The organism is Jeotgalibaca caeni (assembly GCF_028863945.1).
GTDB lineage: Bacteria > Bacillota > Bacilli > Lactobacillales > Aerococcaceae > Jeotgalibaca > Jeotgalibaca caeni.
Window position 1 is genome coordinate 31158 of record NZ_JARBEA010000010.1, and the last position, 20722, is coordinate 51879.

The window sequence follows — 20722 nt, forward strand, 5'->3', positions numbered from 1 at the left end:
AAGTATCCTTCCCTATTCTATCTTAAAAGGATGAAGTTGTGTGATTCTTCGTTTACTAAAAAGAAAAAAGAAGCGGGCACAATGCCGCTTCTTTCTAGATGTTATTCAATCGTTTCTCTTTACTCAATATATTCGTAATGCGGATACCGAAGTTCTCATTGATGACTACCACTTCGCCTTCTGCAATCATTTTCCCATTTACGTAGATGCTAAGTGGTTCTTCTGTCATTTTGTCTAGCTCGACTACAGATCCTGTTCCTAGCGAAAGGATATCACGAATTGTTTTCTTGCTTTCTCCCAGCATAACGCTGAATTCAAGCGGCACATCCATAATTAAATCTAAATTTTGTGGCTGATGATGCGTTGGCTGATTGTCTAACTGCTGGAATTCGGGTTTATGGACAGAAACTTTCTCTACTTCTTCTACTGGAGCAACTACTGGAACTGGCTGTTCTTCTACATGATCCGTTACCACGATTGCCTCATCTCCCAACATCAACTCTGTGATATCATGAACCGCATCCAAAGAGAATACTTGCATGATGGTGCTCTTTAAGATTCCTTCCACTTCTAGTTCAAAGGAAATCTCACATACAGTTGTTTCCAAATCTTCATCCATATTGTGTTCATTTTCTTCGTCCCACATGTTTACGCTTGGAGGATAGATGTCTACGGTACGATCTAACATCGTAGCCATAGCGGTAGAAGCCGAGCCAATCATTTGATTCATCGCTTCCGCTACCGCACTAAGCTCAATTTCACCCAGTGTATCTGTTTCGGCTTGGCCATCTCCGCCCATCATTAAGTTTGCGATACTAGCTGAATCCGACACATCCAAGATTAACATGTTTTTACCAGTGATTCCTTTTTTGAATGTAATGGAAGTAATCACTTTTGGGATATGCGATTCTTTTAAGATGGTGGCCACTGTCGTCGTTTGTACACGTGGCGTCGTAATTCTCACCTGTTTACCAAGGAGTTCGGACAAAGTTGTAGCAGCTTGGGACATAGAAATATTACCGACTTCACCAATAATATCAGATTCCATTTGACTTAATGCATCTACCGACTGTACCGCTGTATCATCGGGAGTGGGGTTTAACAACCGATCGATTTCTTCTTGCGTTAATGCTCCATTGCTCATTCTTCCTGATTTCCTCCAATATTTTGTAATACTTCTACTGCCATGCGACGATCCACAATTCCTGGCTTTACAAGGTAATAGGGTTCTTTTTCAATCGATAGAACGAGCGGTTCATTCGTTCGCTTCTCTAACGGAATAATATCTCCCAATTCCAATTGCAGGAAACTTTCCAGACTCATTTCGGTTTTTCCAAGCACGACTTCCAAGTTCACTTCTACATGTTGTAGATTGCGTTCCAAACGTCCTTGGTCTGCAGCGTCCGCGCCCTTACCCGTATGGAACCAATTACGTAAACTCAACTTATCCAAAATGGATTCAAAGAATACATAAGGGATACACAAATTCAAGAAAGAGGTCGTTCCCAGCATTTCTATTTCAAACGTAACCAACGTTACGGGCTCATTCGGTGAAATAGCTTGAATCATTTGGGAATTTGTTTCCATCATATCGAGGTGGACTTGAAGCCCAACGATATCGCGCCATGCGGCTTGAAATGCCTTCCCAAATTGAATCACTACTTCTTCTAAAATAGCTTGTTCGATTTCAGTAAAATGATCTTTCGTATTGTTGTAATTAAAAGTCGTCGTTTCTGCACTTCCACACAATAACTCAATTAATTGCAAACAAATCTGTGGGTTCATTTCCATGATTTGAATCCCTGGTTGAGGATCCGCATGAAAGACACCCATCATCGTGAAATGAGGGACAGAGTGGAGAAACTCATCGAAACTCACTTGTTCGATGGATTTCAATTCAAGTGCGACATTAGAACGGAGCTGTGTAGTAAGTAAATTCTCGGCAATCTTGGCGTATTCTTCAAAGACCATGTTCAATGTTGATACGTATTCTTTCGACAAACGTACCGGTCTTCTGAAGTCGTAGTCTTTGACCTTTACCTGCTCCTTTTCTTCCAGAGCCATGACGTCAATTTCACCGCTTATCATGCCAGCCATCAACGCATCAATTTCTTCTTGTGATAAAACTGGATTCAAATAGACCCCTCATTCTTTGAAAATAATGTCGGCAAATGGATGAGATTGACGATCTGATCCTTTCTCGAAAATACACCTTGCACGGTATCCTGGTTGCCAATCAATTGGAGTTCTTCTTCATCCAAATGAATAACTTCCTCTACTCGATCCACCGCGAAGGCTGTCTTCGTTTTGCCGTTTTTAACAATAACGGTATTATTGTAGCATAGATTTTCTGTTTCTTGACTCGTTCTTGTAAAGTTCAAAAACTGTTCAAAATGAATCAAAGAAATAACCGTACCGCGCAAGTTAACCAACCCTAACAGCCAATTTGGTGTTTTAGGTACATCGGTCCACGCTACTTTACCCGTAATTTCTTCTACATCATCTGAAGGAATGGCATAAAGCTTATCCATTAGGGAAAAAATGACAATTTGCATTTTATCCCTCCTTATAATGCTACTTTACTGATTGATTTAATGACACGAGTGGTGTCAAATGGTTTCACAATAAAATCAATCGCTCCGGCTTTGATGGCGTCCATTACCATTCCTTGTTGCCCCATTGCGCTGCACATGATTACTTTTGCGGCTGGATCTATGGATTTGATTTTCTTCAATGCATCAATTCCGTCCATCTCTGGCATCGTGATATCCATGGTTACCAAGTCAGGTTGTACTTCTTGATACAATTGCACCGCTTCTATTCCGTTTTGAGCTTCACCTACTACTGTATAGCCATTTTTTTGTAAAATATCTTTCAACTTCATGCGCATGAATGCTGCATCATCTACGATTAAAATATTTTTTCCCATTTTATTTTTCCCCTTTTCACATGATTGTGTTTATTAGCTTTTCAAAGATACCCTTTTGTGGCACAAAGTACAAGGACGATTCCCATTTATGTTCTTCAATCCAAAAATCATTCTTAAAAATCCAAATGCGATTATCATATTGTAATTCTTCTAGATAAGCACTCGTTAAAAGAGAACCGAACATGTCTTCCGCTAAATATGGAACAGAAGACTGCGTGTTCAAATCTAAGAAGCGAGTGACTGCATTTAAGAAGCTGTTCACCAAGATATTGGCCAACTCACACAAAGCTGAATCAGCAATTTCTGGATTTTCTTGGAAAGCTTGCCAGTGTTCGGAAGCGATTCTCTTAATTCCTTCTTCATGAAGAATGTATAGGAACGCTCCAGATAAATCGCCGCTCGTATGGATTTGTACTGCTTTGACCATCATCTCTGCTGGCATGATCGTTTCAAATACTTCTTCGTACGTTTGATGGACAATCACGGGCACATCCATCTCTACTCGTTTATTTAAAAGTTTCGAAATACTGGTCGCAACGTTTCCGCCGCCGATATTAATGATTTCTTTTAGGACATCCAGTTCCATTTCTGTATACATCTCAGACATAAGCAACTTGATTCCTTTCCATACAAATAGCCGTTACATTTAAGATGAGTACGATGCTGCCGTCTCCCATAATAGCAGCGCCTAAATAATCATTCATTGATTTGAATTCAGGTCCTAATTCTTTAATCACAATTTCTTGTTGACCAATAATGGAATCTACAGACAAGGCATACTCTTTGCCATCAATGGTGACAAGAACCATATGAGTAGAATGCATCGTATCGCCTGTCATGCCTAGCTGATCCTCTAAACGAATGACTGGTACAGCTTTCCCCCGGTTCATCAAGACTTCTCCATGATGAGTTTGTTTAATGTCCTCTTTTTGGGTATGGATGACATGGTCAATCACACTTAACGGTAAAGCAAAAACATGATTCTCCACTTGGACCAATAAAGCTGGAATAATGGATAAGGTCAGTGGCAAACTCAAGCGGAAAGAAGTACCTACATGTGGCGTACTCTTAATGTCAATGCTTCCGCCCAGTTCCTCAATTTTTGTTTTTACAACATCCATCCCTACTCCGCGACCAGAAATTTTGGTTACCGTGCTAGCAGTAGAGAAGCCTGGATGGAAGATTAATTCTTGAATCTCCTGACTTGTCAGCCCCTCTGTCACGATGCCTTTTCTCTCGGCACTCTGACGGATTGCCTCAGCATCCAGTCCTTTCCCATCATCAGAAACGGTAATAAATACGCGGTTTCCTTCTTGATAAGCACTGATTTTGATGGTTCCTTTTGGAGCTTTCCCTAACGATTCGCGTACATCTGACGATTCGATTCCGTGGTCGGCGCTGTTCCTGATTAAGTGAATCAGCGGTTCGCTGAGTTCCGCTACAATTGTCCGATCAAGTTCCGTTTCGTCTCCCTCAATCACTAGTTCCATTGGTTTTCCTGTATCGTTGCTTAAGTCACGCACTAAACGTGGGAAGCGACTCGTTACAGTGTGCAGAGGTTGCATACGGATATTTAAGACCAACGTTTGTAGTTGTTCCGTAATACGGGATACATAGGTTAGTGTTTCCGTTAATTTTTTATTCTGCGTTTTTTGCCCAATATCTTCTAGCTGCGTGCGATAAATAACGAGTTCGCTCACTAAATTCATGAAGGAGTCTAACTTGCCAATGTCTACTCGAATCGATTGATTATGAGACTGCGCATTCTGCGTATTTCCTTCTGCTTTTTTGGTTTCCACTTCGACTGGCTTCGCTTGTTCCGTTTCTGCTACCGGTTCTTCTAGTTTCTCTACTCGAATCGATTCTATTTCACTAATTTCTTCCAGCATCTGTTGAACTTCTGCTTGCTCCAGTTCTGTTAAAAAGAGACATTGGAAGAAATGACCGAATTCTTCTGCTTCCAGCACTTCCATTGCGGGTTCTGTTTTAAGTACTTCCCCATATTCCTCGAGTTTATTGAATACCAAGAAGACACGAGCGTTTACCATGACGCTTTCTTTTTCTATTTGAACCGCGATGGTATAGGCATGATATCCTGTTTCCTTTGCCTTTCTGGCAACGTCATAATCCGAGGAATCCAATGTTTCCATTTTTGCTGGAGTGTTCACGGCTTGCTTTTCTTTTGGTCCTTCTGTTGGAGAGTCATCTGCTCTACTGGCAACTCGGTCGCATAATTCGATGACTTCTGAATAATCACGAACTTCATTTCTCCCTTGGCGAATGTCTTCAACAATTTCCGACAAAGCATCCAAGCTCTTGAATACAAGAGTAATGACATCTTCATCAGCTGTTATCTTTTGCTCCTTCAGCAAGGAAAAGACGTTTTCCAAGTGATGGGTTACTTCTGTCATGGTGACAAATCCCATCGTTGCAGCCATTCCCTTCAAGGTATGAGCAGAACGAAAAATGTCATTTAGCAACTCCAAGTCAGATGGGTCGCTCTCCAAATCAAGTACCAACTCATTCAATCGTTGCAGATGATCATCCGTTTCCTCAAAGAACATCTCTAAATATTGTGTATTATCGTCCAATCTTTATCCCTCCTCTATTCCTACTTTTTCATATAGAAAGGAACCAATTTTTCGCAAGCCATATTGACTTGGATTATAAATGGTTTCTGTTGCTCCGATAAAGAAGATACCGCCTGGAACAAGAGCTTCACTTACCTTCTTAAAAATGTTTTCCTTCACTTCATCATTGAAGTAAATCATTACATTGCGACAAATGATTACTTGGCAGTCTTTTGGATACGCATCAAGAATCAAGTCATGCTGGCGAAAGGTTACCATTTTCTTAACGGCGTCTGTTAAATGATACTGCCCCTCTTTCTCAACAAAGTATTGCTTCAAGTCAGTGGGGTGAATATTTTTAATTTCTCCATCTCGGTAGATGCCCTCTCGCGCCTTTTGTAAAATGGTCTGATCAATGTCCGTACCGATAATCGTACTGCGATTCTCTAGCTTCTGTTTTTTTAGAATCATCGCTACCGAATAGGCTTCTGCTCCTGTTGAACAAGCAGCACTCCAAATTTTCAGTGAAGGAAACTTCGGCGCAATGTCATTTACTAGAATTTGCTCGAATTCGGCAAATAGTTTGTCATTCCGGTAAAATTCCGTCACATTAATCGTGATGTAGTCTAGGAATGCTTTCTTTACCTCGGGATCTTGCTTTATCGTACGAGCATACATGGTTAAGTTGTCTGATCCGCTTTTTTTCATGATGGTTGTGATGCGGCGTTGTAATTGCTTCTGTTTGTAGCCATCCAGCTGCAAGTTCAGCTCCCGCTTGGACCAGGCATAAAATTCTTCAAATTGTAATGTCATTTACTCACCTTTGCTACTTCCTTCAGAATATCGGCTATCTCCACTAAATCTGCACATCGGTCTACCACACCTGCTCTTACAGCATTGCCCGGCATTCCGTATACGACCGAAGAAGCTTCATCTTGGGCCAACGTATGTCCACCCAGCTTTTTCACCGATTTCATTCCTTTTGTACCGTCCTTACCCATTCCAGTCAGGATCACAGCTAATAGATTTTCTTTATATACCTGAGAAGCAGAATCAAACAGCACGTCAACCGCTGGACGAACGCCATTCAGTTTCTCAGTCTGGTCTAAGTAAATTCGGTCTCCCTTTATTGCCATATGATAATTTCCTGGCGCTACGTAAACCGTACCTGGTTGAATCAGTTCTCCATGTTCCGCTTCCTTTACCGGTATCCGTGCACTATCGTCTAACCGCTTGGCAAAAGAGGTAGTAAAACCCTCTGGCATATGTTGGGTGATAAAAACAGGAATCTGGAGTTCGGAAGGTAATGATCGGATTACTTGTAGCAACGCTCTGGGTCCACCCGTGGAGGCGCCAATCACGATTGCTTTTATTTTTTTCATGCTCATCTTTTCCTGTTTTATTGGCAAAGGATACGGAGAAACGACTCTCTTATTGTCTAACAATATTGACAAATGAGCTTCTAACCTTTCCTGGAAATCTGCTGCATTCTCCAACAAATTACTAGGCTTCTCGATAAAGTCCGTAGCTCCTGCTTCCAAAGCTTGAATCGTAATTTCCTTTCCTTGCAAGGAACTCAACATGAATACCGGAATATCATACTGTTTTTTAATATGCGTGAGGGTTTCTAGTCCGCCCATTCCAGGCATCTCCACGTCCAATGTGACGGCATCCGGCTTTACTAGTTCCATTTTCTTCAGCGCATCTTCACCACTTCGAGCGGTACCTGCTACTTCATATCCATGGACCGCTGATATTTGCTGGGTCAATACTTTCCTCATGAATGCTGAATCATCCACTACTAAGATGCGTTTATTCATTTTTAATTCCTTTCTTCCTTACAAATCAATGTATTCTCTTGTTGCAGTCCGGACTCCTACCGCCAGATTTGTTAGATCCAGCCACATCGTACGCCCGACATGATCACCTGTGTGTTCACCGATGATTGGGATGTCTAAACTTGCCAACACTTCTTTTACCGCCGCTATATTCCGCTGTCCGATTTGCATCTGCGGAACAGGGTTGCTGATCTTAAACATACTGGCACCACCGGCAATTTTTGCTTTTAAGTGCTTGGAGGCACCCATTGCCTGTAATTCTTCTACTAAGGAGGGAATTGCTAAATCAGCAAATTTCCCTACCTTTTGTTCTCCTTGGAATGCCGTACTGTCGGGCAACATGATATGACTTAATCCTCCAATTCTATTGGTGGAGTCATACAGGGCAATGCCAACACAAGATCCTAACGCAATGGTGATTAATGAATGCGGTGATCGGGAGACTTTGTACTCACCGATTCCTACTTTTATACTGTCTTCCATTCCCGCCTAATCCCCTCATTTTTCGATAATCGCTTCGATTTCTTCCACACCTTCTTCAGAGAAGAGCTTGTCTATATCCAAGTGCAAGATAATTTCATCCTTCTCTTGGAATATCTCAACGATGTAATTCGTTTTTTCGTCTTCTGAACGGGTTTCGCGATTGGAGTCTGCTTGAAAATCTTGGACTCGCACTACTTCATCTACTACTAGCCCCAACTTTTTCCCCTTCCAATGAATAACGATAATTTTCGTTTCTTCATCAGGAACTCCTGCTACTTGGAACAGGCGCATCCGCATATCAATTAATGCCAATGGCTGTCCATCATAAGGCAGGTAGCCTAAAATATAAGCCGATGTATCTGGAATGAGGGTAGGTGGTTGAAAAAGGATAATCTTTTCAATAATAGCAATTGAAACAGCAAAAAATTGTTCATGAGACTTAAATAATACAAACTTATTCATATGTTCCCTCTTTCTCGTTCTTCGTGCTATCCAAAACACAGACCCAACATCTGCACAATGAACGATGTGGGTCTACTTTTTAGAACACATTTAATCGATTTGAAAATTCCCTACCATAGTTCTCATTTCTTCAGACAAGCTGGCAATTTGACTAGCGTTGGTTGCCACTTCCTCCATGGTGCTGTTAATTTCTTCAGACGCTGCAGAAGTTTCTTCCACCCCTGCTGCTGACTCTTCAGAAACCGAAGCAATTTCCGCAACTGCATGGCTCATTTCCTTACTGCTTTCCGTCAATACTTGCAGTCTTTCATTTACCTCATGAATGTTTTCCACTACGTTATGGAGAGCTTGATTAATGTGATCAAAGGTTTCGTTTGTTTCTTTGATTCCAAGAAGCCCTGATTTTGCTTCTTCAAATCCTTCATTCAGAGATTTCGTTACATCATTCGTTTCGATGTGGATATTTTCAACGAATTGCGTGATATCTTTCACAGAATGAGCAACTTGTTCGGATAATTTTCTTACTTCATCAGCGACTACAGAGAAACCACGACCATGTTCTCCTGCCCGCGCTGCTTCGATTGCAGCATTCAAAGCAAGTAAATTGGTTTGTTTCGCGATATTTTGAATAATCACTACTAATTTAGTAATTTCTTGGCTCGCTTTTTCGAGATTATCCATTTTTCCTACTGACTCTTGGACGATAAAGTTAATTTTTTCCATTTGCTGATGAGAGGACATCATCAGTTCCTTCCCTTTTCCAGAAAGTTGCAATACTTCATCCGTACGGTTGTCAATCTGTTCACTGCGAGCAAATACTTGGTTGAACTCTTCCCCAAATACATCCATGTTTCCTGCCAATAGACTGGCAGAATGAGCTTGGTTCTCTGTACCAATAGATAGCTCCTGCATCGTAACAGCAACTTGTTCTGAACCTGATTTCACTTCTGCTGCAGAATGAGAAAGTTCTTCACTTTGCTGGGCAAGCTGTTCGGCACCGCTACTTAACTTCGTAATAATATCAATGAGGCGGAGTTGTAAGCTGTTTGCTGCTGTATGCAGCTCGCCAATTTCACCGGTTGCTTTCACTTCCACTAGTTCTTTATTCAATACACCGGTAGAAAGGACATGTAGCCGGTTCGCTATCTGCTTCATTGGCTTAGAAATACTATTAGAAAAAATGAGTGCTAGTAAGATGGAGACAGCGATAATAACTACCTGGCTGATTCCCATGAAAAGCATGGATTGCTTGTTATTATCGATTAATGCATTTGCTTGCATGAGTGTTGCTACCGATTGAGCTCCTGCTTGAGAAGATATTTCATTTTGAATTTGTTGTGCTTTCGGATTTACATATTCATTCATATTCTGCATGGCTGTGGCTCGTTGATTATCTGCCATCAGTGCTAAGACCGATTCATTCGTATAGGTTTCCCACTCATCCATCAAACTGAAGATCCGTTGGTTTTCAGCAGAATCATCGTGTTTTACGATGACACCTTGATGTTGCTTGATCATGGCGGAATAGTCAGTGAATTGGTTCAAATATTCTGATTTGCTGGTAAGAAGATACCCTCTTAAGGAAGAATTGCGTTGGGCCATATAATACGATACTTTTTCATAATTTTGCATCAGAATAATATCTTTATTTACGAGTTTCTCTACGTCTTGATTTACTTTTTGAAGGGTATAATAGCTACTTATTCCTGAGCCAAGGGAGAGAATCAGCAACACACCGAAAGCCATTAAAATACGCGTTCGAATGGTTCGGTTTCCTTGCTTCAACTTTTTCCATTCTATTTTCTGGAATTTTTGTTTCCAGTTTTTCCAGTCTGGCTGAAACTTTTTGAGCCGTTCTTTCCACACAATTTTCTTACTTTCTTCTACTTGTTGCGTTGTATCCAAACAAAATCACTCCTTTTTGTTCAATCAAATACTCTATCTTTCTTATCGGCTCTTGGACAGAGATTGTTAAACATTTTTCAAAATATTTTCGTATTAAATTTATATTTCCAAAATAGGTCCATATTTTTACTTTTTGACTAAATTCCTCGATTCACTTATAGTTAAAGACAATCTTTATATGTAGAAAGGAATCTTCCACCTTGATGAAAAATAGTATTAAAATCCTGTTTCCTGGATTATTATTAAGTTTACTTTTATCCATTCTCAGTCAGCTGCTGGCTCAGTTCCTTCCTACAGTTGGTGCTGCTTTATTAGCTATTTTATTAGGGCTTATCGCCGGAAATACTTTTTTCCAGCAACCGATTTTTGACGCTGGGACAAAATTTGCTGAGAAACGATTGTTGGAAATAGCCATTGTTTTGAACGGTCTTACCCTTGATTTTCAACTAATGAGAGAAATTGGCTTGGCTGGACTTCTCTTTGTCCTTCTTCAAATGACGCTGACGATTGTGGCTGCTTATGGCATTGGCCGTCTCTTTCGCTTCACAAAAGTGTTTTCCTTGTTAATGGGAGCTGGGAATGCCGTTTGTGGTACGGCTGCGATTGGAACCGTTTCTCCTATCTTAGACGCAAAAAGTAAAGAAAAAGGTATGTCCATCACTGCCGTCAATGTAATGGGGACTTTTTTAATGATGGGACTGCCTCTGCTGGCTGCCCTTCTCTATGACCAAGCAGTTGTTCCAACCTCCGCTCTGATTGGTGGAGTGATCCAGTCCGTTGGGCAAGTGGTCGCTTCCGCAAAAATCGTCGGCGACGATGTGTTGCACTTGGCCACAGTTTTCAAGTTATTGCGGGTCTTGATGATTGCAGGAGTTGCCCTTATCTTCAGCCGCTTGAACCTCAAAGAAGAGGAACCACTCTTTCATTCCTCCACTAAAGGAACCGCTCGAAGTGTTTCCTTCACGATTCCTTGGTTCATTATTGGGTTTCTTCTTTTCTTTGGGATCAGGAGTCTCGATATTTTACCGGAATCCTTTCTTTCATTTTCTTCGAATGTCCGCAGTCAATTCGAGATCATGGCTCTGGCCGCAATTGGAATGCGGATCAGAGTGGCAGAAATTGCAAAAGAAGGACCAAAAGTACTTCTATATGGGCTCACCCTTTCTGTTGTTCAAGTAGTCCTAGCGATCTTCTTGATTTCTATTTTCTTTTAATATCCAGTCAACAAAAAAACCTCACCACCTATTTCTAGGTGATGAGGTTTTTCATTTTATTCAGCGATTTCCACTACCAAGTAACGGTGTGGTTCTTTTCCTTCTGAGTGGGTTTTGATGCGTTCGTTTCTGCTTAAACGAGCATGAATCTGCTTCCGTTCAAATGCTGGAAGAGGTTCTAAGAAAACGGGTTGCTTCGTCCGCAATACACGTTCTGCTGTACGATCAGCAATGTTTTCTAAGATATTTGCTCGGCGTTCCCGATAATCTCCAACGTTTACGACTACCGATACACGGCGGCGTTCTCTTTGTTGGTAAATGGTCTGTGCCAAAGTTTGCAAAGCATTTACGATTTTCCCATGTTTCCCAATAATTAATCCAGGTTTATTGGTATCAATGTGGAAGGTAATCGCATTTTTACTTTCTTCCGTTGTTACAGTTGCGTCAGCTCCGTATACTTCTACCGTATTCGTCAAATATTCAACAATATATGCCATTGTTTCCTTCCGAGAAGAGCCGTCTGTTTCATCCTCTTCATCCAAAAGGTCATCTTCAAATTCATCGTCTTCATATTCTACATCTACTAACGTATCAGCAACCACTGCTACACGGCTCTCATTATCAGCCTGACCGGCATATTCAACGGTCTCTGTATAATCATAGCCATCTTCTTCGTTGTTCAGATTTTCTTCTTCCATATGTTCGGAGATATAATCTTCACGTTCCTCATTTTCAAAAACCGCTATATTTCCAGGTTCTCTCATTTCAGGAAGTTGTTTTGGTGTTATTTCTACAACTGCGTCTTTTTGACCAAATCCGAAAAGTCCTTTTTTACCTTCTGAAATGATTTTGATGTCTACATCATGGCTTCCTAAATTAAGTTGCGCTAAACCTTTGCTGATTGCTTTATCAACGGTTATTTCTTTTACCACAAGTTTCTCATTTTCCATTGTTGTTCCATCCTTCCATTTCAAAAAAGTTAATTATTTTCTTCTTTTCTTCTTCGGTTGCTGTGCTTTACGTAGTGCTTTTTCTAATTCACGTTTTCTTTGCTCTTCTTGTTCACGTTCACGAACCACTTTATAAGGATTACTCAAAAGAAGAGTTTGAGCAACCGTAAAGGCATTACTGATTACCCAGTATAAGGAAAGAGCACTTGGTAAGCTAATCCCCATTACTAAAATCATAACCGGCATGGTATACATCATCGCTTTTCCTTGACCGCCGCCATCTTGTTGCGTCATGAAGGTTAACTTCGATGTATAGTACGTTAAAATTGCTGCTAAGATTGGGAGAACAAAGAACGGATCACTTTCACCTAAGTTCATCCATAAAAAGTTTCCTGAACTTAAAACTTCCGTCCGATTAATGGCTTGGAATAAAGCAATCATAACCGGCATTTGTACAATTGCTGGCAAGCAGCCCATATAAGGATTTACATCATTTTCTTGGTAAACACGGGAAATTTCCGCTTGGAGAAGTTCACGCGTTTGCGTATCTTTAGATGCATATCGTTCTTGAAGTTCTTTAATTTGAGGTTGTACACTTTGCATCTTGCGGGTACTCTTCGTTTGGAAATAAGAAATAGGTAATAAAATAACCCGAATGATTACCGTAAAGGCAATGATTCCTAATCCATAATTATTGAAGAATAAATCTGACAACCAGATAATGACGCGGGAGAAATTATAAATGACCATTCCGTCCCAAAATCCAGTACTCTCAGAAGTAATAGGTGCTTGGCTTCCATTCCCACAAGCTGATAATACCATCATAACAAGAACAAGTCCGAGTGTAAAAAGTAATCGCTTTCGCTTAGACAACAAAATTTCCTCCTTCAAACTATTACATAGTCTTCTCTAATACATGAGCTAATTTTAACACATGAATTAAACTTTTTTTAACTTCTTCTGTAGACATTTTCGCTGCCGGGGGACGAGCAATTACGATAAAGTCTATTTCTGCTTTTAATTCTGGTTTCAATTCCAGCAATGCCTGACGAATTTTGCGTTTGACTGCATTTCGTACGACTGCATTGCCTACTTTTTTTCCAACAGAAATTCCCACTCGAAAATGAAGTTGACCCGGTTTCGGTAACGTATAAACTACAAATTGGCGATTCGCTTTAGAGGAACCGCTTTGAAATACCATCTGGAATTCTTTTTCTTTTTTTACCCGGAAGGATTTTTTCATCGTGATCCCTCTCTCTGGATGTTTTTATAATCGTAAAAAACAAAAATAGGTCACTTCCTCATCAATAACTGACTCATGGAAATGACCGTTTCTTGATGCTTTCTACAAAAAAAGACCACTGACGGTCAGTGATCTTATGCAGACAATACTTTTCTTCCTTTGCGGCGTCTACTTGCTAAAACTCTGCGGCCGTTTTTTGTACTCATACGTTTGCGGAATCCATGAACTGATTGACGATGACGTTTTTTTGGTTGAAATGTTCTTTTCATTTTGTTCGTACACCTCCTGATAAAACTTTCCTCAATAAATTATCTATTTTCTCATAGACAGTCTCAAACATTATAGAAAAACAAAGTACCAACTGTCAAGTAAAAAATAAATCTTTAAACTCACTTGAATATCATAGCATAATTTTTCTCTTATAGGAAGAGAAATTATTTCCACTTTTTTATATTTTTATCCACAGTTTCTCTTTCATTTTTGCACAAGCTTTGGGATAATAAAAAAAGAGAAAATAGTTGTCTACGAGTTAGTCAAAGGTTATCCACATAGCTACATCTTGTGTACTTTATTTTGTTGATAACTCATTAAAATTGTTCATAACTCTTAAAAACCTTATTAGATAGGGGTTTCGAAAATAGTTTTTATCCACAGGTCTTTGTGGCTATTCAAATCTTCCAAAAGATATCCCCACCTCAATTCTTAGTTGTGGATATCTTTTTATCCCCAGTTTGAAAAGATTATGCACAGAAGAAAGAGTTGTGGAAAACTTTAATAAAAAATGCTAGAATATGAGGTACTTGGAAATTTTGATGGAAGTCATATTTGTATCAAGAAAAAAAATAGAAAAGGAGGAAGCTCCTATTGGAAGATCTTACTTCTCTTTGGCGTTACTTGGAGGATAAATTTAAACAGTCCTTATCGAAAGTGAGCTATGATACCTGGATTGATAGTGCGATTCCCTTACGAATCACTGAAACAAATATCATTATTGAAGTACCTTCTTCGCTGCATAAGGATTACTGGCAAAATAATTTGGCCACCCGTGTAGTAGAAGGAATTTATGAATTTAGTGGAAAAGAGATTTCACCCATCTTTATGATTAAAAATGAAGAAATGCCATCTCTAACAACCACCACGCAAAAGAATGGACCTAAAAAACCATTCAAACAAGCACAATTAAACAGCAAATATACCTTTGATACCTTTGTCATCGGAAAAGGAAACCAAATGGCGCATGCTGCAGCACTAGTCGTCGCTGAAGAACCAGGGACGATTTATAATCCACTCTTCTTCTATGGAGGAGTTGGGTTAGGAAAAACGCATTTGATGCACGCGATTGGGCACCAAATGCTCCAACTACGACCGAATGCAAAAGTAAAATATGTCAGCAGCGAAACATTCGCGAATGACTTCATTAATTCCATTCAGAACCGAACTCAAGAACAATTTCGGAATGAATATCGTAGCGTGGACTTATTATTAGTGGACGATATCCAATTTTTTGCAGATAAAGAAGGAACGCAGGAAGAATTTTTCCATACGTTCAATGCTCTTTATGATGATCGCAAACAAATTGTCCTTACCAGTGATCGTTTACCGAATGAAATTCCCAAACTGCAAGAACGACTTGTTTCCCGCTTTGCTTGGGGACTTTCTGTCGATATTACTCCGCCTGACTTAGAAACTAGAATCGCGATTCTGCGCAACAAGGCCAACAGTGAGCGTCTGGAAATTCCAGATGATACGTTAAGCTACATTGCAGGCCAGATTGATTCCAACATTCGTGAACTAGAAGGCGCATTAGTAAGAGTGCAGGCTTTTTCAGCGATTCAAGGAAGAGATATTTCAACGAGTTTAGCAGCAGATGCATTAAAGAGCATTTTGCCGACAGACAAACCGAAATCATTATCCATTTATACGATTCAACAAACGGTGGCGAAATTCTATCATATTACGATTGAAGAACTAAAAGGGAAGAAACGAACAAAAGGCATCGTTATGCCTCGTCAAATCGCCATGTTTCTTTCTCGTGAAATGACGGACAGTTCCTTACCGAAAATTGGAACCGAGTTTGGTGGGAAAGATCATACTACCGTCTTGCATGCGTATGATAAAATATCTACTGCATTGAAGAAGGATCATTCATTAAAAAATGAAATAGAAACCATTAAAGAAACATTGAAAAATAAATAGTACTTTTATTTGCATTTTGCACATGTGGAAAACTGTTTCAAAAAGGGCAATGTTATGCCCAGACTATCCACAAGTGGAAAACTTTATGTTTTCTATTCGTTTCTTAGTTTTCCACAGTATTAACAAGCCCTACTACTACTACTAATTTTTTAAATAAACTAAATTACCACGGAGGGAAGCATTATGAAGTTTACGATTAATCGTCCTGCATTCATTAAGTACCTAACCGATGTTCAAAGAGCGATCTCCAGCCGAACTACGATTCCTGTATTAACAGGGGTAAAAATTACAGCTGATGAAAGTGGATTGATGTTAAGCGGTAGCGACTCAGACATCTCGATTGAAATATTTGTTCCTGTAGCAGACGAGTCTAACCAATTAGAAGTATTCCAAGAAGGAGGAATCGTTCTTCCTGCTCGAATCTTCAGTGAGATTGTAAGAAAAATGTCGGATGAAAAATTAACGATTGAAGTAGGAGACCATTTCCAAACCCATATTACTTCAGCTAATGCATCCTTCAAGATCAACAGCATTAACGTCGACAATTATCCGAATTTCCCAATGATTGACTCTAATGAGGTCATCACCTTACCAACCAGCTTATTCAAACAAGTGATTCAACATACCGTTATTGCAACATCGACCCAAGAAAGCCGCCCAATCTTGACGGGGGTAAATATTACGATTGAAAATGGCACCCTAAAAGCAGTTGCTACAGACAGCCACCGCTTAAGCCAACGGATTATTCCAATCACGGTTCCAGAAAACTTGCGCGAGAACAGTTACAAAGTTATTATTCCAGGAAAAAGTTTGGTAGAACTATCCCGGATTGTAGAAGATCAGGATACGATTGAAATGATGGTGACTGAGAATCAAGTTCTCTTCAAAGCAGAGAACATTTACTTCTACTCTCGTTTATTAGAAGGGTACTATCCAGATACCAACCGCTTGATTCCAACTAGCTCTTCGACTGAGTTAACCATGAACGCAGCTGAGTTGCTGCAAGCAACGGATCGTGCGTCTCTGTTATCTCATGAAGGAAAGAACAATGTAGTTAAACTAACTATTTCAGCAAATCAAGTAGAGCTTTCCAGCAATTCGCCAGAAATTGGAACGGTAGAAGAAGAATTAAACTATGTGGACGCTTCAGGTGATCCATTGGTGATCTCATTCAACCCAGATTACTTGAAAGACGCACTTCGTACATTCGGGCAACAAAACGTGCGCGTCGGTTTTTCTGCTCCAATCCGTCCATTCACGGTCGTACCAGCAGATGACAATACAGCGATTGAACAATCCTTTATCCAACTGATTACACCGGTACGAACTTACTAAAAACGATAAAAGAGGGTAGAAGTAAAATTCTATCCTCTTTTTTTATTATATTTTTTCAATATTCGCATTAAATTTTTTATTTAATCTGCTCTCCTACGCAAATTTGTGCAATATCAGTTTTTTATACGTAATGGACTGAAACATCATTTTCATACTAAAATCCTTAGAAAGGCGTTTTTTTGGCGTTTATTTGAATTTTCATCAAAAAAATGGTATAATAATAAATGAAAAGCGTTGGTGCGTGGATTCGCGAGTTTCCACGCATATTTTAATGGAAAAGGGTGAAATCATTGAAAAATATTGTTCATATTGATGAAGATTTCATTACGCTTGGGCAACTACTCAAACATGTAGATATTATTTCCAGCGGAGGAATGGCGAAGTGGTATTTATCCGAATATATCGTATATGTCGATCAGGAGAAAGAAGACCGTCGTGGCCGTAAAATTTATCCAGGTTCTGTAGTAGAAGTACCAGGTGAAGGAACTTTTGTTGTTCAAAAAAATACTGAAACAGAAAATGGCTCTTCTCTATGATTTTGAAAGAGATCACTTTACGACAATTTCGTAATTATCTTGATCTTTCTCTTACTTTTTCTCCCGGAATCAATGTATTCTTGGGAGAAAATGCTCAAGGGAAGACGAACTTAATGGAGGCAATCTATGCGCTTTCCATGGCTCGCAGCCCTCGCACGTCCAATGAAAAAGAAATGATTCAGTGGGAGGAAGACGGCGCGCATATTACCGGTCAGATTGAGCGACGAAACGGCAATTACCCTTTGGAATTACAATTTTCCAAAAAGGGTAAAATGGCAAAAGTGAACCACATGGAGCAGAAACGGCTGAGCGAGTATGTAGGGAAGTTAAATGTCGTTCTGTTTGCACCAGAAGATTTAGATCTGGTAAAGGGAGCGCCGCTTAAGCGAAGAAAATTCCTCGACATGGAAATCGGACAGATGAGCCAAGTATATTTATATGATTTAGTCCAATATCAACGCGTGCTGAAACAACGCAATCTCTACTTAAAACAATTGTTATTTAGAAAAGAGAACGATGTGGTCTATTTAGAAGTGCTGACGGAGCAATTAGTGAAACTAGCGGCGAACATCATTCACTCTCGCCTCCAATTTTTGGAGCAGTTGGAGAGATGGGCAGATCCGCTTCACTATCAGATCTCCAATGAAAAAGAGCACTTGCGAATTCGCTATAAATCTACGATCGAAGTTCAACAAACGATGGATAAAGATACCGTTTATGGAAAAGTGATGGAAGAATACGAACGGGTGAAAGATCGGGAATTGGAACAAGGAACGACTCTTTTTGGCCCTCACCGTGATGACTTAACGTTTTATGTAAATGGAAAAAATGTGCACCAGTTCGGCTCTCAAGGGCAACAGCGCACAACAGTCTTGAGTCTCAAATTAGCAGAAATTGAATGTATGAAGGAAGTTTTGGGCGAATATCCAATTCTTTTATTAGATGATGTTTTGTCAGAGTTAGACGATGATCGGCAAACGCATCTTTTAAAAACAATTGAGAAAAAAGTCCAAACCTTTTTAACGACTACTAGTTTAGACGGAATTAAACGAAATAAGATTGAAGAACCGACAATTTTTCATATTCATGCAGGTACGGTAGAAAAGGAAGGTGCTTAAATAAATGTCAGAACATGAAAAAACAAAACAAGAGTTAGCCCAAGAATATGATGCGAGTCAGATTCAAGTATTAGAAGGATTAGAAGCAGTTCGGAAACGTCCAGGAATGTACATTGGTTCCACTAGTGGAGCTGGCTTACATCACTTAGTATGGGAGATCGTAGATAACTCGATTGATGAGGCCCTTGCCGGTTTCGCATCAAACATCAAAATTTCTATTGAAAAAGACAACAGCATTAAAGTAACCGACGATGGTCGTGGAATTCCGGTTGATATTCAAGCTCACTCCGGTCGTCCAGCAGTAGAAACAGTTTATACTGTCTTGCATGCAGGTGGGAAATTCGGCGGTGGCGGATATAAAGTATCCGGTGGGCTACACGGTGTTGGAGCATCCGTTGTAAATGCTCTTTCTAAAAAGCTTATTGTTCAAGTTTATAAAAACGGTAATATTTATCAGCAACAATACGAACAAGGCGTCATCATGACGGACCTCACCATTGTTGGTGAAACCGATCAGCACGGGACAGTCGTTCAATTCTGGCCAGATCCAGAAATTTTTACAGAAACAACCGTATTTGATTTCGAAAAATTGTCGATTCGAGTACGCGAACTAGCCTTCTTAAACAAAGGATTGAATATCTCTATTACAGATAATCGTCCAGACGAACCGCTTATTCATGAGTATTACTACGAAGGCGGAATTAAAAGCTACGTTGAATACTTAAACCAAAATAAAAAACCTCTTTTCGATGAGATTGTTTATGTCGAAGGAGAACAAGATGACATCCAAGTGGAAGTAGCCTTGCAGTATACGGATGGTTACCATACTAGTTTGTTTAGTTTTGCTAACAATATCCATACCTATGAAGGTGGTACCCACGAATCAGGTGCGAAAACCGCACTAACAAGGGTTATCAATGACTATGGAAAACGAACCAAAATTTTGAAAGAAAACGAAGAAAACTTGACCGGTGAAGATGTCCGTGAAGGATTGACAATGGTTTTATCCATCAAGCATCCTGATCCACAGTTTGAAGGACAAACGAAGACCAAATTAGGAAATTCAGAAGCGCGGACCATTACGGATCGTCTATTCTCTTCTACCTTTGAGAAATTCTTAATGGAAAATCCTCAAACAGCTCGTCAAATTGTTGAAAAAGGGATATTGGCTGCGAAAGCACGTCTCGCTGCAAAACGGGCACGTGAAGTAACCCGGAAGAAAAGTGGTTTAGAAATCAGTAATCTTCCTGGTAAATTAGCTGACTGTGCAAGTAAGGATCCTTCTGAATCAGAATTGTTTATCGTAGAGGGAGACTCAGCGGGTGGTTCAGCTAAACAAGGACGTTCCCGTCATTTCCAAGCAATTTTGCCGATTCGTGGGAAAATTTTGAACGTAGAGAAAGCTTCCTTGGATCGTATTCTAGCCAATGAAGAAATTCGGTCCCTCTTTACAGCCATGGGAACAGGGTTCGGCGGAGACTTTGATGTGACAAAGGCTCGCTACCATAAGTTAGTAATCATGACGGATGCGGATGTCGATGGCGCTCATATTCGGACCTTGCTGCTTACCCTTTTCTATCGTTATATGCGTCCTTTGGTTGAAGCAGGATACGTTTATATTGCGCAACCACCTTTGTTCCAAGTGAAACAAGGCAAGAAAGAAGCATATCTGCAAAGTGAAGAAGAATTAATTGAATACATTGCCTCAATCCCTGCGACACCAAAGCCATCTGTCCAACGTTATAAAGGACTTGGAGAAATGGATGCGGAACAACTATGGGATACAACCATGAATCCAGAAAATCGTCGCTTCGCCCGAGTATCGGTTGAAGATGCGATTGAAGCAGATGCCGTACTAAGCATGCTGATGGGTGAAAAAGTAGAACCACGACGTAACTTTATTCAAGACAATGCTGAGTACGTTGAAAACTTGGATATTTAGG

General features: G+C 40.0%; 21 protein-coding genes. 6 read left to right on the top strand and 15 right to left on the bottom strand.

Annotated features, from left to right (window positions below; genetic code table 11):
* Positions 1–94: 94 nt before the first annotated feature.
* The 11 genes from fliY to PVE40_RS03655 all read right to left on the bottom strand — a co-directional run bounded on the left by fliY (position 95) and on the right by PVE40_RS03655 (position 10187).
* On the bottom strand, positions 95–1144 hold the full coding sequence (gene fliY / locus PVE40_RS03605) for a flagellar motor switch phosphatase FliY (RefSeq protein WP_274730511.1): 1050 nt from the start codon (positions 1142–1144) through the stop codon (positions 95–97).
* The gene (gene fliM, locus PVE40_RS03610; protein ID WP_274730513.1) at positions 1141–2136 is read right to left on the bottom strand and encodes a flagellar motor switch protein FliM; all 996 of its coding nucleotides are present in this window, start codon (positions 2134–2136) and stop codon (positions 1141–1143) included. Before fliM ends, fliY begins: the two co-directional genes overlap by 4 nt.
* Entirely contained in the window at positions 2133–2555 is a 423-nt protein-coding gene (locus PVE40_RS03615; protein ID WP_274730514.1) for a chemotaxis protein CheW, read from the bottom strand. The genes fliM and PVE40_RS03615 overlap by 4 nt, the downstream gene beginning before the upstream one ends.
* A gap of 11 nt (positions 2556–2566) precedes the next feature.
* On the bottom strand, positions 2567–2929 hold the full coding sequence (locus PVE40_RS03620) for a response regulator (protein ID WP_274730515.1): 363 nt from the start codon (positions 2927–2929) through the stop codon (positions 2567–2569).
* Between the two features lie 16 nt (positions 2930–2945).
* Positions 2946–3536, bottom strand: coding sequence for a chemotaxis protein CheC (locus PVE40_RS03625; protein WP_274730516.1), 591 nt, complete (start codon positions 3534–3536; stop codon positions 2946–2948).
* Positions 3529–5520 carry a chemotaxis protein CheA gene (locus tag PVE40_RS03630; RefSeq protein WP_274730517.1) on the bottom strand — a complete coding sequence of 664 codons (1992 nt, stop codon included), beginning with the start codon at positions 5518–5520 and terminating at the stop codon, positions 3529–3531. Before PVE40_RS03630 ends, PVE40_RS03625 begins: the two co-directional genes overlap by 8 nt.
* 3 nt (positions 5521–5523) lie before the next feature.
* The gene (locus tag PVE40_RS03635; RefSeq protein WP_274730518.1) at positions 5524–6312 is read right to left on the bottom strand and encodes a CheR family methyltransferase; all 789 of its coding nucleotides are present in this window, start codon (positions 6310–6312) and stop codon (positions 5524–5526) included.
* Positions 6309–7319 (bottom strand): protein-glutamate methylesterase/protein-glutamine glutaminase, encoded by a 1011-nt coding sequence (locus tag PVE40_RS03640; RefSeq protein ID WP_274730519.1) that lies wholly within the window; start codon positions 7317–7319, stop codon positions 6309–6311. The genes PVE40_RS03635 and PVE40_RS03640 overlap by 4 nt, the downstream gene beginning before the upstream one ends.
* 18 nt (positions 7320–7337) lie before the next feature.
* The gene (locus tag PVE40_RS03645) at positions 7338–7820 is read right to left on the bottom strand and encodes a chemotaxis protein CheD (protein ID WP_274730520.1); all 483 of its coding nucleotides are present in this window, start codon (positions 7818–7820) and stop codon (positions 7338–7340) included.
* A 15-nt stretch (positions 7821–7835) separates the two neighbouring features.
* Complete coding sequence (locus PVE40_RS03650) at positions 7836–8282, bottom strand: chemotaxis protein CheW (protein ID WP_274730521.1); 447 nt, start codon at positions 8280–8282, stop codon at positions 7836–7838.
* Positions 8283–8372: 90 nt separating this feature from the next.
* On the bottom strand, positions 8373–10187 hold the full coding sequence (locus PVE40_RS03655) for a methyl-accepting chemotaxis protein (RefSeq protein ID WP_274730522.1): 1815 nt from the start codon (positions 10185–10187) through the stop codon (positions 8373–8375).
* A gap of 203 nt (positions 10188–10390) precedes the next feature.
* Here PVE40_RS03655 and PVE40_RS03660 point away from each other — a divergent pair, with 203 nt between their 5' ends.
* The gene (locus PVE40_RS03660) at positions 10391–11401 is read left to right on the top strand and encodes a YeiH family protein (protein WP_274730539.1); all 1011 of its coding nucleotides are present in this window, start codon (positions 10391–10393) and stop codon (positions 11399–11401) included.
* Positions 11402–11457: 56 nt separating this feature from the next.
* Here PVE40_RS03660 and jag read toward each other — a convergent pair whose 3' ends face one another.
* From jag to rpmH, 4 genes are all read right to left on the bottom strand, one after another.
* Positions 11458–12351: an RNA-binding cell elongation regulator Jag/EloR gene (gene jag / locus PVE40_RS03665; protein WP_274730523.1), complete on the bottom strand. Its 894-nt coding sequence runs from the start codon at positions 12349–12351 to the stop codon at positions 11458–11460.
* A gap of 33 nt (positions 12352–12384) precedes the next feature.
* On the bottom strand, positions 12385–13224 hold the full coding sequence (gene yidC, locus PVE40_RS03670) for a membrane protein insertase YidC (RefSeq protein ID WP_274730524.1): 840 nt from the start codon (positions 13222–13224) through the stop codon (positions 12385–12387).
* A gap of 22 nt (positions 13225–13246) precedes the next feature.
* The gene (gene rnpA / locus PVE40_RS03675; RefSeq protein WP_274730525.1) at positions 13247–13594 is read right to left on the bottom strand and encodes a ribonuclease P protein component; all 348 of its coding nucleotides are present in this window, start codon (positions 13592–13594) and stop codon (positions 13247–13249) included.
* 134 nt (positions 13595–13728) lie between these two features.
* Positions 13729–13863 carry a 50S ribosomal protein L34 gene (gene rpmH, locus PVE40_RS03680; RefSeq protein WP_274730526.1) on the bottom strand — a complete coding sequence of 45 codons (135 nt, stop codon included), beginning with the start codon at positions 13861–13863 and terminating at the stop codon, positions 13729–13731.
* A 595-nt stretch (positions 13864–14458) separates the two neighbouring features.
* Between rpmH and dnaA the strand changes: the two genes are divergently transcribed.
* The 5 genes from dnaA to gyrB all read left to right on the top strand — a co-directional run bounded on the left by dnaA (position 14459) and on the right by gyrB (position 20721).
* A complete protein-coding gene (gene dnaA, locus PVE40_RS03685) occupies positions 14459–15790 on the top strand; it encodes a chromosomal replication initiator protein DnaA (protein WP_274730527.1) in 1332 nt (443 codons plus the stop codon).
* Between the two features lie 183 nt (positions 15791–15973).
* Positions 15974–17125, top strand: coding sequence for a DNA polymerase III subunit beta (gene dnaN / locus PVE40_RS03690; RefSeq protein WP_274730528.1), 1152 nt, complete (start codon positions 15974–15976; stop codon positions 17123–17125).
* A gap of 290 nt (positions 17126–17415) precedes the next feature.
* Positions 17416–17661: a S4 domain-containing protein YaaA gene (gene yaaA, locus PVE40_RS03695; RefSeq protein ID WP_274730529.1), complete on the top strand. Its 246-nt coding sequence runs from the start codon at positions 17416–17418 to the stop codon at positions 17659–17661.
* Positions 17658–18779 (top strand): DNA replication/repair protein RecF, encoded by a 1122-nt coding sequence (recF, locus tag PVE40_RS03700; RefSeq protein ID WP_274730530.1) that lies wholly within the window; start codon positions 17658–17660, stop codon positions 18777–18779. The genes yaaA and recF overlap by 4 nt, the downstream gene beginning before the upstream one ends.
* Before the next feature lie 4 nt (positions 18780–18783).
* On the top strand, positions 18784–20721 hold the full coding sequence (gene gyrB / locus PVE40_RS03705; protein ID WP_274730531.1) for a DNA topoisomerase (ATP-hydrolyzing) subunit B: 1938 nt from the start codon (positions 18784–18786) through the stop codon (positions 20719–20721).
* Position 20722 lies beyond the last annotated feature (1 nt).